Consider the following 14,596-nt stretch of genomic DNA (forward strand, 5'->3'; position numbering starts at 1 on the left):
GCCTTTTCTCGACTCGCTGCGATCGCCCGCTAGGCTGTTGGCATCACAGCGGTCAACGGAGTGACAGCGCATGCACAACACCCTGGAACAGGTTTTCGGTTATCCACAGTTTCGACCCGGGCAGGAAGCCGCGATCAGCGCGATACTCGCGGGGCGCTCGGCAGCAGCGATTTTTCCCACTGGATCCGGTAAGTCGCTGTGCTATCAAGTGTCGGCACTGTTACTGCCGCATCTGACCCTGGTGGTCTCGCCCCTGTTGGCGTTGATGCAGGATCAACTGGCATTCCTCAAGCGTCACGGCATCAGTGCCGGCAGCATCGATTCGGCACAAAGCCGCGATGACGTCAATGATGTGATGGCTCGCACCCGTTCGGGGGAATTGAAGATTCTGATGATCTCGGTGGAGCGCCTGAAGAACGAGCGTTTCCGCAATTTTTTGCAGCAGGTGCCGATCTCGCTGCTGGTGATTGACGAGGCGCACTGCATCTCGGAATGGGGCCACAACTTTCGTCCCGACTATCTGAAACTGCCGGACTACCAGCGCCAGTTCAACATCCCGCAAACCCTGCTGCTGACGGCCACGGCGACGCCGAAAGTCATCGCCGACATGCAAGCCAAATTCGCCATTGCTGCCGAAGATGTGGTGACCACCGGTTTCTATCGCCCTAACCTCAATCTGCTGGTGGAGCCGGTGCGTGGCCAGGACAAGCGCCGACGGCTGGTGGAGTGGATGAGCGAGCGCCCGAGCCAGCCAAGCATCGTCTACGTCACGTTGCAAAAAACTGCCGAGCACGTCGCCGAGCATCTGCTGCGCAATGGCATACAGGCCGAGGCCTATCACGCCGGTTTACCCAATGATCAGCGCGAGGCGACTCAGAAGCGCTTTATGGCCGGGCAGTCCAATTGCATTGTCGCGACCATTGCCTTCGGTATGGGCATCGACAAGAGTGACATCCGCAACGTGGTGCATTTCGACCTGCCGAAATCCATCGAGAACTACAGTCAGGAAATCGGTCGCGCCGGGCGGGACGGGCAGCCATCGGATTGTCTGGTGCTGGCCAACCGCGACAGTCTCAACGTGTTGGAAAACTTCGTCTACGGCGATACCCGGAGCGCGAGGGGATTCGTTGTGTGCTGGAGGAAATGCAGGCTGCCGCGCCCGAAGGGCAGTGGGAGTTTCTGCTCGGGCCGCTGGCCGATCAGAGCAACATTCGCACGCTGCCGCTGAAGACTTTGCTGGTGCAACTGGAGTTGCGTGGCCTGATCGCGCCGCGCTATGCCTATTACGCCGAGTACCGTTTCAAATACCTGCTGGAGCCGGACGCGTTGCTTGAGCGTTTCGACGGTGAACGCAGGGATTTTGTCGCGGCCATTATCCAGACCTCCAGCCGCGCACGTACCTGGGCCACGGTAAATTTCGAGGCGATGTACACGCAGTATTCGGCTGAGCGCAATCGGGTGGTCAAGGCGCTGGATTACTTTCAGGAGAAGGGCTGGGTCGAGCTTGAAAGCAAGCAGATGACCGAGGTCTACAACGTGCTGCACAACGATTTCGACAGCGCTGTGTTGAGCGCTGAGTTGCATGCTTATTTCGCCCGGCATGAACAGACTGAAGTCGCGCGGATTCACGCCATGCTCGAACTGTTCGGCACTGAGCGCTGCCTGGGTTATCGCCTGGCCGAGTACTTCGGCGACCACAATGCGCCCGAGCGCTGCGGACACTGTTCGGTGTGCCACGGTAATGTCGCGCGGCTGCCGGCACCTCCCGAGTTGCCAGCGCTTGTGGATAAGAATTTCGCGGCGCTGTGCGGTGATTTTATCCACAGGCATGAACAGCACACCGGCCATGTGCCGACGGCGGAGCGCCTGACGCGGTTTCTGTGCGGGATCAGTGTGCCGTTGTTTACCAGGTTAAAGGCACGGACTATTTCGGGGTATGCGGCGCTGGAGGAGTATCCGTACGCCGAGGTTCGCAGTTGGACTCAAGAACACCTCTGATATGTCTGTAAAAGCTGCCGAAGGATGCGATTTCTTGATCTTGCCGTTGAAAAATCAAGATCAAGAGATCGCAGCCTTCGGCAGCTCCTGCAGTGTGCGGCCTCAGGGCGATTGGGGTTTATCCATGCGCTGAATGTCGCTCATCACGGTAATAAACTTCAAAACGCGCGGTGCCTGACTATGGTGAAGGCTGTCTTCGGATCGCCAACAAGAGAACAACATGAGCCAGACATCCTTCGATATTCAGCAAGCTGCCGTGATCGGCGCGGGCACCATGGGCCGCGGTATTGTCATGTGCCTGGCCAATGCCGGCATCGCCGTGCAGTGGGTCGATAACAATCCACAGATGCTCGAACAGGCGCTGGGCACGGTGGCCGACACTTATGCCCACAACGTGCGCTAGGGACGGATCGATCAGGCCGAGGCGGACGCGCGTGTCGCGCGGGTCAGCGTGGCGGCGGATTACGCAGCGATCCGCAATGTCGATCTGGTGATCGAAGCGGTGTACGAAAATCTTGAGCTCAAGCAGAAGATCTTTCGCGAGCTGGATGGCTTGCTCAAGCCTGAGGCGTTGTTGGCGAGCAACACCTCGGCGCTGGATATTGACGCGATTGCCGCCGCAACAAAACGTCCATCGCAAGTGCTCGGCCTGCATTTCTTCAGCCCGGCGCACATCATGAAGCTGCTGGAAATCGTCCGCGGGGCGCAGACGTCGCCAGCCGCACTGGAAGCGGCGCTGGCGCTGGGCAAGCGCATGGGCAAGGTCAGTGTGGTGTCGGGCAACTGCCACGGTTTTATCGGCAATCGCATGTTGCATCCGTATGTGCTGGAGGCGCGCAAGATGCTGCTCGAAGGCGCTTATCCACAGCAGGTCGATGCGGCATTGCAGGGCTTCGGTTTCGCCATGGGCCGTTTCGCATGTACGACGTGGTCGGCATTGATCTGGAATGGCGTGCGCGCGAATTGGCCGGCGAGGGGCAGGATGCGCCAGAGATTCAGGTCGACAACCGTTTATGCGAACTGGGACGTTTCGGGCAGAAGTCCGGCAACGGTTACTACCACTACGAGCCGGGTAGTCGACAGGCCGAGCATGATCCCGAGGTCGATGCGCTGATATTGAGCGTCAGCGAAGGCCTGGGCATTCAGCGCCGCGAGATTGGGTCCGAGGAAATCCTCGAACGCTGCCTTCTGGCGCTGGTCAACGAGGGCGCGAAAATTCTGCAGGAAGGCATTGCCGAATCGGCGCATGACATCGATCAGGTGTACCTCAATGGCTACGGCTTCCCGGCGGACAGAGGCGGCCCGATGGCCTGGGCGGACGATCAGGGGCTGGCGGACATTCACAAGCGCTTGCTGGCGCTGGAGACGCGACAGGGCGATCAATGGCGGCCGGCGCCACTGATTGGCGAGCTGGCGGCGCGAGGCAAAGGTTTTTACCTTTAGACTGGGCCGATAACTCAAGGAGTCGATACCGATGTCCAGCACCATGGCGCAACGCGCCGATTACCCGCATTTCCAGCCGATCACCACCCGCTGGCACGACAACGATGCTTATGGCCACATCAACAACGTCACCTACTACAGCTTTTTCGATACTGCCGTGAACACTTACCTGATTCAGGTCGGTGGCCTGGATATCCACGACGGCGAGGTAGTGGGATTTGTCGTGAGTTCATCTTGCGATTATTTCGCCTCGATCGCTTTCCCGGACCTGATCGAGATCGGTCTGCGGGTCGGCAAGCTGGGTAACAGTTCGGTGCAATATGAACTGGCGGTGTTCAAGGTCGGTGAAAGCGAGGCGTGTGCAGCGGGGCGTTTTGTCCATGTATTCGTGGACCGGACGAGCAATCAGCCGGTGCCGATTCCAGGCAGATTGCGTGACGCGCTGGAGCGTCTGGTGGTTTGAACCAGAGCAAAAAAAAATCGCAGCCCTTGGGCTGCGATTTTTGCTTTCGCGCTTAACGCAACGGATTAGTCGCGATAGTAGCGGTGATGCTTGCGGTGGCCATAAGCGTGGCCACGGCCAGGGTGACGGTCGCGATAGTAGCGACGGTCGTCACGGCCGCGATCGTAATGACGACCCTCGTCATTGCTCTGGTTACCCATGTAGTTGCCCAGCGCGCCACCGGTGCCGCCACCTGCTGCGGCACCGATCAGGCTGCCGGTGGTGCCGCCCATGCTGCGGCCGACCACGTTACCGCCGGCTGCGCCCAACGCACCGCCAATGGCCGCTTCGCCACGGCTGTGTTTGTTGGCGCCGACCGCGCTACCACCCGCGCCGCCCAAGGCTGCGCCAATGGTTGAACCTGTGCTGCCGCCTAAAGACTGACCGACGACCGAGCCAAGAACCCCGCCCAATGCGCCGCCCACACCCGCTTCGGTGGTGCCTCCGGCAGAAGCGAAGCCACTGACCAGGCCAAGGGACAACAAGAGAATCGAGGAGAACTTCATAGAGGAGCCTCAAAGGGATGACGGCGCCGATCCTGAGGCTGTGTAACAAGGCTGACAATCGAAATCCGACGAATAACACGACTTGTATACAATTATGCAAGTTGCTGTTTTGTATGCGGAACTTAAGCGATTTTTGCCGGTCTTTAGCTACTTCGGACAGGCCGCTTTTGAGAAAAAGCGGCCTTTTTTGTGGGCGTATGGAAGCTTCAGGAAACAGAGATTCAACACAAATCTTGTGGCAAGGGAGCTTGCTCCCGCCGGGCCGCGAAGCGGCCCCAAAAAATGCAAAACGGAGGGAGTCCTGCGGGAACAAGCTCCCTCGCCACTGGGCAGCGTGTTTAAGCAGACTTGGCCATGATCAACCCAGTCTCGCTTGCTGCCTCCAGCCGGATCGCAATGAACTTCGATGTCGGCGTATGGCTGCCATCCCCGGTGCTTTCCAGCGGCACCAGCGGATTCACTTCCGGGTAGTAAGCCGCTGCCTGACCCGCCGGAATATCAAACGCCAGCAAGGTAAACCCCTTCACCCGACGCTCACGACCATCGTCCCAGATCGACACGATATCGGCCTTCTGTCCCGGGCGGAAGCCCAGGCGAATGATGTCGGCCTCGTTGGCGAACAGCACGTCGCGCTGGCCCTTGACCCCACGGTAACGGTCGTCGAGGCCATAGATGGTGGTGTTGTACTGATCGTGGGAGCGCATCGATTGCAGGATCAGATCCGGCAGTTGCCCGGTGGCACGGGTACGTTCATGCACAAGGTCCTTGGGCAGCAGGTTCGCGCGGAAATTGGCCCGGCCCGACGGGGTGTTCCACTTGCGTGCACCGGCACTGTTGCCGAGATAGAAACCGCCCGGGTTCTTGACCTTCTCGTTGAAGTCCTTGAAGCCCGGAATGGTGTCGGCGATCAGGTCGCGGATGCGCCGGTAATCGGCCACCAGCCAGTTCCAGTCCACCGGTTTGCTGCCCAGCGTGGCGGCGGCGATGCCGGCGATGATCGCCGGTTCCGAGCGCATCTGGTTCGACAGCGGCTGCAGCTGGCCATTGGAGGCATGGACCATGCTGAACGAGTCCTCCACGGTGACCGCTTGCGGGCCTTCGGCCTGGATATCGATATCGGTTCGACCCAGGCACGGCAGGATCAGTGCGTCTTTTCCGTGGGCCAGATGGCTGCGGTTGAGCTTGGTGCTGATCTGCACAGTCAGGTCGCAATTGCTCAGCGCCGCGAAGGTGCGCGGGCTGTCCGGCGTGGCCTGGGCAAAGTTACCGCCAAGACCGATGAAAACCTTGGCGCGGCCCTCGGCCATGGCGTGGATCGCCTCGACCACGTTGTGCCCGTTGTCACGCGGCACCTTGAACTGGAAACGCCGCTCGAGAGAATCGAGGAACGCCACCGGCGGACGCTCGTTGATGCCCATGGTGCGGTCGCCCTGCACGTTACTGTGACCGCGCACCGGGCACAGACCGGCGCCGGGTTTGCCGACGTTGCCGCGCAGCAGCATCAGGTTGGCGATTTCCTGGATGGTCGGCACCGAGTGGCGATGCTGGGTGATGCCCATCGCCCAGCACATGATCACATTCTTGCCTTTGGCGTACATGCGCGCCGCTTGCTCGATCTCCACCAGGGTCAGGCCGGACTGCGCGACGATCTGCTCCCAAGGCGTGTCATCGACCACGCCCAGATACTCCAGCACGTTGGTGCTGTGGGCATTGAGGAAGTCGTGATCGAACACCGCAGGCTCACCGGCCTTCTGCGCATCGCGCTCCCACTGCAGGAGGAACTTGGCCATGCCGCGCAGCACCGCCATGTCGCCGCCCAGTGCAGGACGGAAGTACGCGGTGTTGGTCGGCTTGTCGCCGTTGGTGAGCATTTCGATCGGGTGCTGCGGGTGCTGGAAACGTTCCAGGCCACGTTCCTTCAGCGGGTTGATGCACACCACTTGCGCGCCGCGCTTCACCGCTTCACGCAGCGGTTCGAGCATCCGTGGATGATTGGTGCCGGGGTTCTGGCCCCAGACGAAAATCGCGTCGGCGTGTTCGAAGTCGTCAAAGGTTACGGTGCCTTTGCCGACGCCAACGCTTTGCGCCAACGCCACACCGCTGGCCTCGTGGCACATGTTCGAGCAGTCCGGGAAGTTGTTGGTGCCGTAGGCGCGCACGAACAGCTGATACAGGTACGCCGCTTCGTTGCTGGCACGGCCCGAAGTGTAGAACTCGGCCTGGTCCGGACTCGACAGTGCTTGCAGGTGTTTTCCGATCAGGGCGAAGGCGTCGTCCCAGGCGATGGGTTTGTAGCGGTCGGTCTCGGCGTCGTAGACCATCGGCTCGGTCAGACGACCCTGATATTCAAGCCAGTAGTCACTCTGCTCCAGTAACGAAGTGACGCTGTGTTTGGCGAAAAACTTGCCGTCCACCCGACGTTTCGTCGCTTCCCAGTTCACCGCTTTGGCGCCGTTCTCGCAGAACTTGACCATGCCGCTCTCCGGCGAATCGCCCCAGGCGCAGCCCGGGCAGTCGAAGCCGCCGTTCTGGTTGGTCTTGAGCATCATGCGCAGGTTTTTCAGCGCGTTGTCGCTGGTCAACCAGGCTTGGGCCACGCTGATCAACGCACCCCAGCCGCCGGCTGCACCTTTGTAAGGTTTGTAGCGCGGGACAGGTTTCTGGTCGGCTTGATGATGTTGGCTCACGCTTGATACTCCATCGCTGGGCTGTAGACCCGCGGCGCATTCTTCTGCGGCAGGTGGATGAGATTGAGGTTGTGGCGACGGGCCCATTGCACGGCAAGGCCCGTGGGCGCGGACAGGCTGACCAGAGTCTGGATGCCGGCGCGTAAAACTTTCTGGATCAATTCGAGACTGCAACGGCTGGTGACAATCGCCAAGCCGCCTTCGGTGGAAATCTTCTGGCGGATCAGGCCACCAATCAGTTTGTCGAGGGCGTTGTGCCGGCCGATGTCTTCACGGCCCAGCAGCAATTCACCGCTGGCATTCATGAACACCGCCGCGTGAACCGCGCCGCAGTGCTGACCAAGCGGCTGGAACGCGCCGATGCGCTGGCGCAGGCCGTCGAGCCATGCGGCAGGCGGTAACGGTGCACCGGGCAGGACGTTCAGATCGGGCAACGCTTGCTCGACGGCTTCAACGCCACACAACCCGCAACCGCTGGTGCCGGCCAACTGGCGGCGCTGTTGCTTGAGGTTCCAGAACGCGCGGTTGGCGATGGTCACTTGCGCGTATTGCGCGGAGCCTGCGCCGGTCAGTTGCAGGTCATAAATGTCGCTGGCGTCTTCGATGATGCCGCTGCCCAAGCTGAAACCGACGATGAAGTCTTCCAGATCCGTCGGCGTTACCAGCATCACCGCCTGACTGATGCCGTTGTAGGCGATCGCCAGCGCGACTTCCTCGGCGAGCGCGGTGCTGGCCGATTCTACGAGGGGCAGATCGCTGTAGCTGTAGGTCTGGCTGGCGGCGGGCGCGGGCGTTTCGAGTGCAGGCGCCGCGCAAGTTGGGCGCTTGGCGTTCATGGCATCACCGACGGATTGATCAACGCTAAGACTAGGCGCGGCAACTTGTCGCGTCTAATCGGTACTGTCGATCTATTGATAGATGGCGTCGATCAAGCGGCTGCCGGGTCATTGGTCGGTCCGGAACCGGGTTGCTCTGGTGTGGTCTAGGCTTGGACGTCTGGAACCCAAATCAAGGAGTGTGCGCTATGAGTCTGTTGAGCTTTGTGAAAGAGGCCGGTGAAAAGCTGATCGACCTGCTGACCCCGGGCAATGCCAATGCCAGTGAGCAGTTGAAGGAACATATCAGCAAGGTCGGGTTGGGCAACCCGAATGTTCAGGCCACCGTGGACGGCGACAAGGTGACGGTCACCGGTGAGGTCGCAAGCCAGGAGGAGAAGGAAAAGATTTTGCTGGCGGTGGGTAATATCGAAGGCGTGGGCAGCGTTGATGATCAGATCACCGTGACCGGGCCGGTGGTGGCCGCCGCGCGTTTTGTAGTGGTGAAAAAGGGCGACACCCTCAGCGCGATTTCCCTGGCGGTGTATGGCAACGCCAACCAGTACAACAAGATCTTTGAGGCCAACAAACCAATGCTCAAGGATGTAAACAAAATCTACCCGGGCCAGACCCTGCGTATCCCTGAGTAACACAACACCCTGTAGGAGCTGCCGAAGGCTGCGATCTTTTGATCGTGTTTTTTAAACAATCAAAGTCAAAAGATCGCAGCCTTCGGCAGCTCCTGCAGGAAATCAGAGTCCCTGGACCAAATCGCGGTAGTCTTCAACTGCCGCAAACTCAGCCGTGTCCTTCGGCCCCTTGCGACTGTCCGGCTCTTTCACCGCCAACAGATGCGCCACGCCGAAATCCCGGGCGCTGCGCAGGATTGGCAAGGTGTCATCGATAAACAGACTGCGCGCCGGATCAAAATCGATATCCGCCTGCAAGGCATCCCAGAACTGCGGATTCTCTTTGGGGAAACCGTAATCGTGCGAGCTGATCAGCCGTTCGAAATACGGCGCCAGCTCGATCCGTTCCAGTTTCAACGACAGTGAATCGCGGTGGGCGTTGGTGATCATGATCACCCGTTTGCCGGCCTTTTTGATCGCCTGCAGAAAAGTGTCGGCATCCGGGCGCAGCGCGATCAGGTGCGCGGTTTCCAGTTTCAGTTCACGGACTGACAGCTTCAGCTCGGCACTCCAGAAATCCAGGCAGTACCACTGTAACTGGCCGGCATGGCGCTCGAACAGCGGCTGCAATTCCATCTCGGCCATGGCCCGGCTCACCCCGTGCAGTTCGGCGTAGCGTTGCGGCAGGTGTTCCAGCCAGAAATGGTTGTCGAAGTGCAGATCCAGCAGGGTACCGTCCATGTCCAGCAGGACGGTATCGATGTCAGACCACGGTAAAGAAGGCATGGCAACGTCTCGAGCGGTAGAAAGATATCCGACACAAACAATCGGGAAAGCCGCGTTATAGTAGCGCGTTCACGCCAAGGAGCTTTGCATGCGCCAGAAACCCACTGTACTCGCCCGCGAGATCGTCGCCACCAGTCGTCTGTTTTGCGTCGAAGAACTGAAGCTGCGTTTTTCCAATGGCGTGGAACGTACCTACGAGCGTCTGGTCGGCAAAGGCGCGGGTTATGGCGCGGTGATGATTGTGGCGATGCTCGACAGCGAGCACGCGGTGTTGGTCGAGGAATACTGCGGCGGCACCGACGAATACGAACTGTCTCTGCCCAAAGGCCTGATCGAGCCGGGTGAAGATGTGCTGGCAGCGGCCGAGCGCGAGCTCAAGGAAGAGGCCGGTTTCGGCGCGCGCCAGCTGGAACATCTGACCGAGTTGTCGCTGTCGCCCGGTTACATGAGCCAGAAGATCCAGGTGGTGCTGGCCACCGATCTGTACGAGGAGCGTCTGGAGGGCGACGAGCCGGAGCCGATGCGCGTCGACAAGGTCAACCTGGGTGAACTGGCCGCGCTGGCGCAGAACCCGCAATTTACCGAAGGCCGTGCCTTGGCGGCGCTGTACCTGGCGCGTGATCTGTTGACCCAGCGCGGGTTCTTTCAGTCATGAGTGAGGTATCGATGAAGTTTCCCCATCCGTTGATGGCGCCGGTGGTTGAGCTGGCATTGCAGGCTGGCGAGGCGATTCTGGCGTTCTGGCGCTCTGGCGTGGAGGTCACCGCCAAGTCCGATGATTCACCAGTGACCGCAGCGGACATGGCCGCGCACCACGTCATCGTTGCCGGGTTGACCGCGCTGGACTCCAGGATTCCGATTCTGTCCGAGGAAGATGCCAACATCCCGCAGAGCGTGCGCGCCGGGTGGCAGCGCTGGTGGTTGGTGGACCCTCTGGATGGCACCAAGGAGTTCATCAGCGGCAGTGAAGAATTCACCGTGAACATCGCCCTGATCGAAAACGGTCGGGTGGTGTTTGGCGTGGTGACGATGCCGACCAATGGCCGGTTCTATGTCGGCGGAGCCAGTCTCGGCGCGTGGCGTGGGGATAAAGGTGGTTCGCCGGTGGCGATTCAGGTGCGTGATGCGCTCGCGCCCGGTGAAGCGTTCACCGTGGTGGCGAGCCGTCGGCACTCGAGTCCGGAGCAAGAGCGGCTGCTTGCCGGTTTGAGCGCCAGCCTGGGCGAGTTGCAACTGGCGAATATCGGCAGTTCGCTGAAGTTTTGTCTGCTGGCTGAAGGGGCGGCGGATTGCTACCCAAGACTGGCGCCGACGTCGCAATGGGACACCGCGGCGGCGCAGGGCGTGCTCGAAGGTGCTGGCGGCGAAGTGTTGGATCTGCAGGGCGAAGCGTTCTGTTATCCGGCGCGGGAATCGCTGCTCAATGAGTTCTTTCTGGCGTTGCCGGCGAAGGCGGCTTGGCGGTCCAGATTGCTGGAACTGGCTCGCTCATAAGATCAAAAGATCGCAGCCTGCGGCAACTCCGATAGAGGATCTCGCATCCCCCTGTAGGAGCTGCCGAAGGCTGCGATCTTTTGCTTCAGCGGTGCAGAACGTATTGCCCGCTGAACGTCACAGCATCTTCATCACTCCCGGCGTTGACGATCTGCGTGTTGAGCGTCAATCGTGCCCGCCCATAACGCTGATACATCGCCAGAAACTTCTTCCAGACCGCCGCTTCCGGTGGCGGACAAATCGCTGTGGCATCACCGGTCACGGGCAGCGGATAGCTGATCTGACCTTCCTGAATCACGATGTGCCCGTCTTCGATGCCTTCTTCTTTCAGGCGCAGATGCAGCCAGCCCCAACCCGCCAGCACCGCGCCGCAGTAGAGACTGCCGCCGAACATGGTGCTCTTGTGATTGACGTTCGGCTCCAGCGGCAAGTGCAGACTCAGCTGTTGCTCGTGCCAGGCGAGAACCTTGAGGCCCATCTCGTGGGTCAGGGGAATGTCGTGATGCAGCACCGATTCCAGATAGCGACTGTCGCGGCTCATTCGGCTTCGTCTCCATGGGCGTTACTGTCGGCGAAATTCAAGCCGTGCTTGCGCAGTTTGTCGTGCAGGGTCTTGCGCGGAATACCCAGGGCTTCGGCGAGGCTGCGCACCGAACTGTGTGAGCGCGCCAGCTCGGCGGCAATCAACGACTTCTCGAAGTTTTCCACTTGCTCGCTCAGGCCGCCACTGATGACTTCCACGCTGGTGCCGCCGCTTTCGCTTCCACTGTTATCCAGCGCCAGTTCCAGACCGAGGGCGAACCGCTCGGCGGCGTTCTGCAGTTCGCGCACGTTGCCCGGCCAGGTGTGGCGCAGCAGCAATGCGCGTTGCGCCGGTTGCAGTTCGTGAGGCGGCAGGCCATGGCGGGCGCTGGCTTCATCGGCGTAATGCTGGAACAGCACCAGCGCGTCCTCGCCGCGTTCGCGCAGTGGCGGAATGCGCAGCGGTGCAACGTTCAGACGGTAATACAAGTCGGCGCGAAAACGCCCTTGATCAGCGGCCTGACGCAGGTCTTCCTTGGTCGCGGCGATGACGCGGATGTCCAGCGGGATCAACTGATTGCCACCCAGACGTTCGACCACGCGCTCTTGCAGCATGCGCAGCAGTTTCACCTGCACGTCCATGCTCATGCTTTCGATTTCATCGAGAAACAGCGTGCCGCCGTTGGCGAATTCGAATTTGCCGATCCGGCGTTTCTGCGCGCCAGTGAACGCGCCCGGCTCATGCCCGAACAGCTCGCTCTCGACCACCGACTCGGCCAGCGCCCCGGCGTTGATCGCCACGAACGGGCCGTTGCGCCGGCTCGACAAATCGTGCAGCGCACGGGCCACGACCTCTTTGCCAGCGCCGGTTTCACCGAGGATCAACACGTCCGCCTTGGTCGCCGCCAGCGCGCCGATCTGCTCGCGCAGGCGCAGCATCGGCGCCGAGTGGCCGACCAGTCGTGCGCTCAGTTCGTTGCGATCGCTCAGGGCCAGGCGCAGGCTGCGGTTGTCCAGCACCAGCCGGCGCAGGGCCAGGGCGCGGCGCACGCTGTCGAGCAGCGCGTCACTGGCGAACGGTTTTTCCAGAAAGTCATAGGCGCCGGCACGCATCGCCTGCACCGCCAGCGGCACATCGCCGTGGCCGGTGATCAGCAGCACCGGCAGCTCCGGATCCTGAGCGTGCAATTCGCTCAACAGCTCCAGGCCGTCCATGCCCGGCATGCGGATGTCGCTGACCACCACGCCGGGCCAGTCACGCTCCAGTTGCCCGGCCAGACCTTGGGCTTCGGACAGCGGGAGGATCTTCAGCCCGGCCAGGTCCAGGGTCTGGCCGAGGGCCTGACGCAGGTGCGGATCGTCGTCGATCAACACCACCTGAATGCGATTGTCGATGGTCATGCACTTCGATCCTCGGACGGTTGCAGGCTGACCCCGGGCGCACCGGCGCGCAGCCGCAGGGTGATCAAGGCGCCACCTTGCTTGTGGTTGGCGAACGACAGTTCACCGCCGAAGGCGCGCATCAGGGTTTCACAGATGGCCAGCCCCAGACCAAGGCCCTGAGTTCGGGTCTTGGTGGTGTAGAAGGGCTCGCTGGCGCGGCCGAGGGCTTCCATGCAGAAACCCGGACCGTTGTCGCGAATGTACAGATTGACGCCATCGGCGGTGGATTCGGCACTCAGCCACAGTTTGCGCGGCGGGCCTTTTTCGGTCAGCGCATCGAGGGCATTGGCCAGCAGATTGCCGAGCACCTGACGCAAACGGGTTTCCCCGGCCTCGACCCACAGCGTGGCGGCGGGCAGGTCGCGGATCAGCTCGACTTCCATGCTGCGGCGCCGTTTGGCCAGCAACGCCAGCGCATCGTCCAGCGCCGGTTGCAGGGCGACGCTTTCCGGGGCGTGGCGGTCGCGGCGGGCGAAGGCACGCAGGTGGGCGATGATCGAGGCCATGCGCCCGGTCAGTTCGCTGATCAGTTTGAGGTTGCCGCGAGCATCGTCGGTGCGTTGATGATCGAGCAGTACTTCGGCGTTTTCCGCGTAACTGCGAATCGCCGCCAGCGGCTGATTGAGTTCGTGGCTGATACTCGCCGACATCGTGCCCAGCGCCGAGAGTTTGCCGGCCTGGACCAGATCGTCCTGGGCACGCACCAGTTCCTGCTGAGCCTGTTCGCGCTCCAGCACTTCTTGCTTGAGTCGGCGGTTGAGGCCCTCCAGATCGCTGGTCCGCTCGGCAACCCGACCTTCCAGTTCACGACGGGCCTTGGCCTCAAAGGCGATGCGTTCCAGGTAATGCCGACGGCGCTGCATCATCAGCCCGAGCAACAGCATCACCACCAACAGCGTGGCGCCGCCGATCGCCACCACGGTGCGCACCGGACGGTCGATCAGCGTGCGCGGAGCGAGGATACTGACGCTCCAGCCGGTTTCGGCGATATCGACGGTTTGGGTCAGCCAGGCGCTGTCGCTGAGGTTCAGCGGGCGCGGCTCGCGGGTCGGATAGGGCAGGATGGCGGTGATCGCCGAGCGCTCGGTGTCGCTCAAAATGCGGGTTGAACGAAAGCGCCATTCCGGGCGCGAGGTGAGAATCACCACGCCGTTGTGGTCGGTCACCAGCAGTTGTTCCGGGGTTTTGCCCCACAGGCTTTCGGTGTGATCGAGGTCGACTTTGATCACCAGCACACCAATGATTTTTTCGCCGTTGCGCACTGCCGCGGCGAAGAAATAACCGCGTTTGGCCGAAGTGGTGCCGAGGCCGAAGAAACGCCCCAGACGTCCGGCCATCGCTTCGCTGAAATACGGACGGAAAGCGAAATTGCGCCCGACGAAGCTGTCATGTTTGTCCCAGTTCGACGCCGCCAGGGTCTGGCCGCTGGTGTCCATCAGGTACATGACTTCGGCGCCAGTCTGTGCGGCAATGTTTTTCAGCAGGCGGTTGGCATTGCCCTGGGTGACGCCGTCGTCCGGCGCCCCGAGCACGGCGCGCAGGGCTGGCAGGTCGCCGAGAATCTGCGGCAACACTTCATAACGGTGCAGGGTGCCCAGCAGGTTGGCGACGTAGAGGTCGAGGGTCTGGCGGTTTTGCCCGGCCAGTTCACTGCGGTAATAGCGCTCGGCCAGATGCTCCAGCGGCCATAGCAGCGGCGCCAGACACAGGGCCAGCAGCGCGAGGCTGCGCCAGCGGGGTCTGCGGGGAAGGGTAGGTTTCATGAGCCGGA

General features: G+C 61.3%; 12 protein-coding genes and 2 pseudogenes. 7 read left to right on the top strand and 7 right to left on the bottom strand.

What is annotated here, in order from left to right:
• Positions 1 to 70 precede the first annotated feature (70 nt).
• The 4 genes and pseudogenes from LOY52_RS01365 (at position 71) to LOY52_RS01375 (ending at position 3,904) form a co-directional block, all read left to right on the top strand.
• Positions 71 to 1,998 (top strand): annotated as a pseudogene (locus LOY52_RS01365) (ATP-dependent DNA helicase RecQ).
• A 292-nt stretch (positions 1,999 to 2,290) separates the two neighbouring features.
• Positions 2,291 to 3,003, top strand: a pseudogene (locus tag LOY52_RS27345) (3-hydroxyacyl-CoA dehydrogenase family protein); the annotation flags it as partial.
• A 111-nt stretch (positions 3,004 to 3,114) separates the two neighbouring features.
• Positions 3,115 to 3,441 carry a 3-hydroxyacyl-CoA dehydrogenase family protein gene (locus LOY52_RS27350; RefSeq protein ID WP_408980431.1) on the top strand — a complete coding sequence of 109 codons (327 nt, stop codon included), beginning with the start codon at positions 3,115 to 3,117 and terminating at the stop codon, positions 3,439 to 3,441.
• Between the two features lie 31 nt (positions 3,442 to 3,472).
• Positions 3,473 to 3,904 carry a thioesterase family protein gene (locus LOY52_RS01375; protein WP_097086913.1) on the top strand — a complete coding sequence of 144 codons (432 nt, stop codon included), beginning with the start codon at positions 3,473 to 3,475 and terminating at the stop codon, positions 3,902 to 3,904.
• Between the two features lie 65 nt (positions 3,905 to 3,969).
• Here LOY52_RS01375 and LOY52_RS01380 read toward each other — a convergent pair whose 3' ends face one another.
• From LOY52_RS01380 to fdhD, 3 genes are all read right to left on the bottom strand, one after another.
• A complete protein-coding gene (locus tag LOY52_RS01380) occupies positions 3,970 to 4,449 on the bottom strand; it encodes a glycine zipper domain-containing protein (protein WP_258677884.1) in 480 nt (159 codons plus the stop codon).
• A 338-nt stretch (positions 4,450 to 4,787) separates the two neighbouring features.
• The gene (locus LOY52_RS01385) at positions 4,788 to 7,136 is read right to left on the bottom strand and encodes an FdhF/YdeP family oxidoreductase (RefSeq protein ID WP_258677885.1); all 2,349 of its coding nucleotides are present in this window, start codon (positions 7,134 to 7,136) and stop codon (positions 4,788 to 4,790) included.
• Positions 7,133 to 7,972 (bottom strand): formate dehydrogenase accessory sulfurtransferase FdhD, encoded by an 840-nt coding sequence (gene fdhD / locus LOY52_RS01390; protein ID WP_258677886.1) that lies wholly within the window; start codon positions 7,970 to 7,972, stop codon positions 7,133 to 7,135. Before fdhD ends, LOY52_RS01385 begins: the two co-directional genes overlap by 4 nt.
• Before the next feature lie 188 nt (positions 7,973 to 8,160).
• On the opposite strand from fdhD, the gene lysM reads away from it, so the two are divergent.
• Complete coding sequence (gene lysM, locus LOY52_RS01395; RefSeq protein ID WP_027611221.1) at positions 8,161 to 8,601, top strand: peptidoglycan-binding protein LysM; 441 nt, start codon at positions 8,161 to 8,163, stop codon at positions 8,599 to 8,601.
• Positions 8,602 to 8,703: 102 nt separating this feature from the next.
• Here lysM and yrfG read toward each other — a convergent pair whose 3' ends face one another.
• Positions 8,704 to 9,366, bottom strand: coding sequence for a GMP/IMP nucleotidase (gene yrfG / locus LOY52_RS01400; RefSeq protein WP_258677889.1), 663 nt, complete (start codon positions 9,364 to 9,366; stop codon positions 8,704 to 8,706).
• Positions 9,367 to 9,454: 88 nt separating this feature from the next.
• On the opposite strand from yrfG, the gene nudE reads away from it, so the two are divergent.
• Both nudE and cysQ read left to right on the top strand, forming a co-directional pair.
• Positions 9,455 to 10,021, top strand: coding sequence for an ADP compounds hydrolase NudE (gene nudE / locus LOY52_RS01405; RefSeq protein ID WP_258677891.1), 567 nt, complete (start codon positions 9,455 to 9,457; stop codon positions 10,019 to 10,021).
• 11 nt (positions 10,022 to 10,032) lie between these two features.
• Complete coding sequence (gene cysQ / locus LOY52_RS01410; RefSeq protein ID WP_258677894.1) at positions 10,033 to 10,860, top strand: 3'(2'),5'-bisphosphate nucleotidase CysQ; 828 nt, start codon at positions 10,033 to 10,035, stop codon at positions 10,858 to 10,860.
• Between the two features lie 85 nt (positions 10,861 to 10,945).
• Here the strand turns inward: cysQ and LOY52_RS01415 are convergent, their stop codons facing one another.
• The 3 genes from LOY52_RS01415 to LOY52_RS01425 are packed head-to-tail and all read right to left on the bottom strand — an operon-like array spanning position 10,946 to position 14,588.
• Entirely contained in the window at positions 10,946 to 11,401 is a 456-nt protein-coding gene (locus LOY52_RS01415) for a thioesterase domain-containing protein (RefSeq protein WP_258677896.1), read from the bottom strand.
• Positions 11,398 to 12,783: a sigma-54 dependent transcriptional regulator gene (locus LOY52_RS01420; protein ID WP_258677898.1), complete on the bottom strand. Its 1,386-nt coding sequence runs from the start codon at positions 12,781 to 12,783 to the stop codon at positions 11,398 to 11,400. The genes LOY52_RS01415 and LOY52_RS01420 overlap by 4 nt, the downstream gene beginning before the upstream one ends.
• Positions 12,780 to 14,588 carry an ATP-binding protein gene (locus LOY52_RS01425; RefSeq protein WP_258677900.1) on the bottom strand — a complete coding sequence of 603 codons (1,809 nt, stop codon included), beginning with the start codon at positions 14,586 to 14,588 and terminating at the stop codon, positions 12,780 to 12,782. Before LOY52_RS01425 ends, LOY52_RS01420 begins: the two co-directional genes overlap by 4 nt.
• Positions 14,589 to 14,596 lie beyond the last annotated feature (8 nt).

It is taken from the genome of Pseudomonas sp. B21-051 (genome assembly GCF_024748795.1).
Taxonomy (GTDB): Bacteria; Pseudomonadota; Gammaproteobacteria; order Pseudomonadales; family Pseudomonadaceae; genus Aquipseudomonas; species Aquipseudomonas putida_A.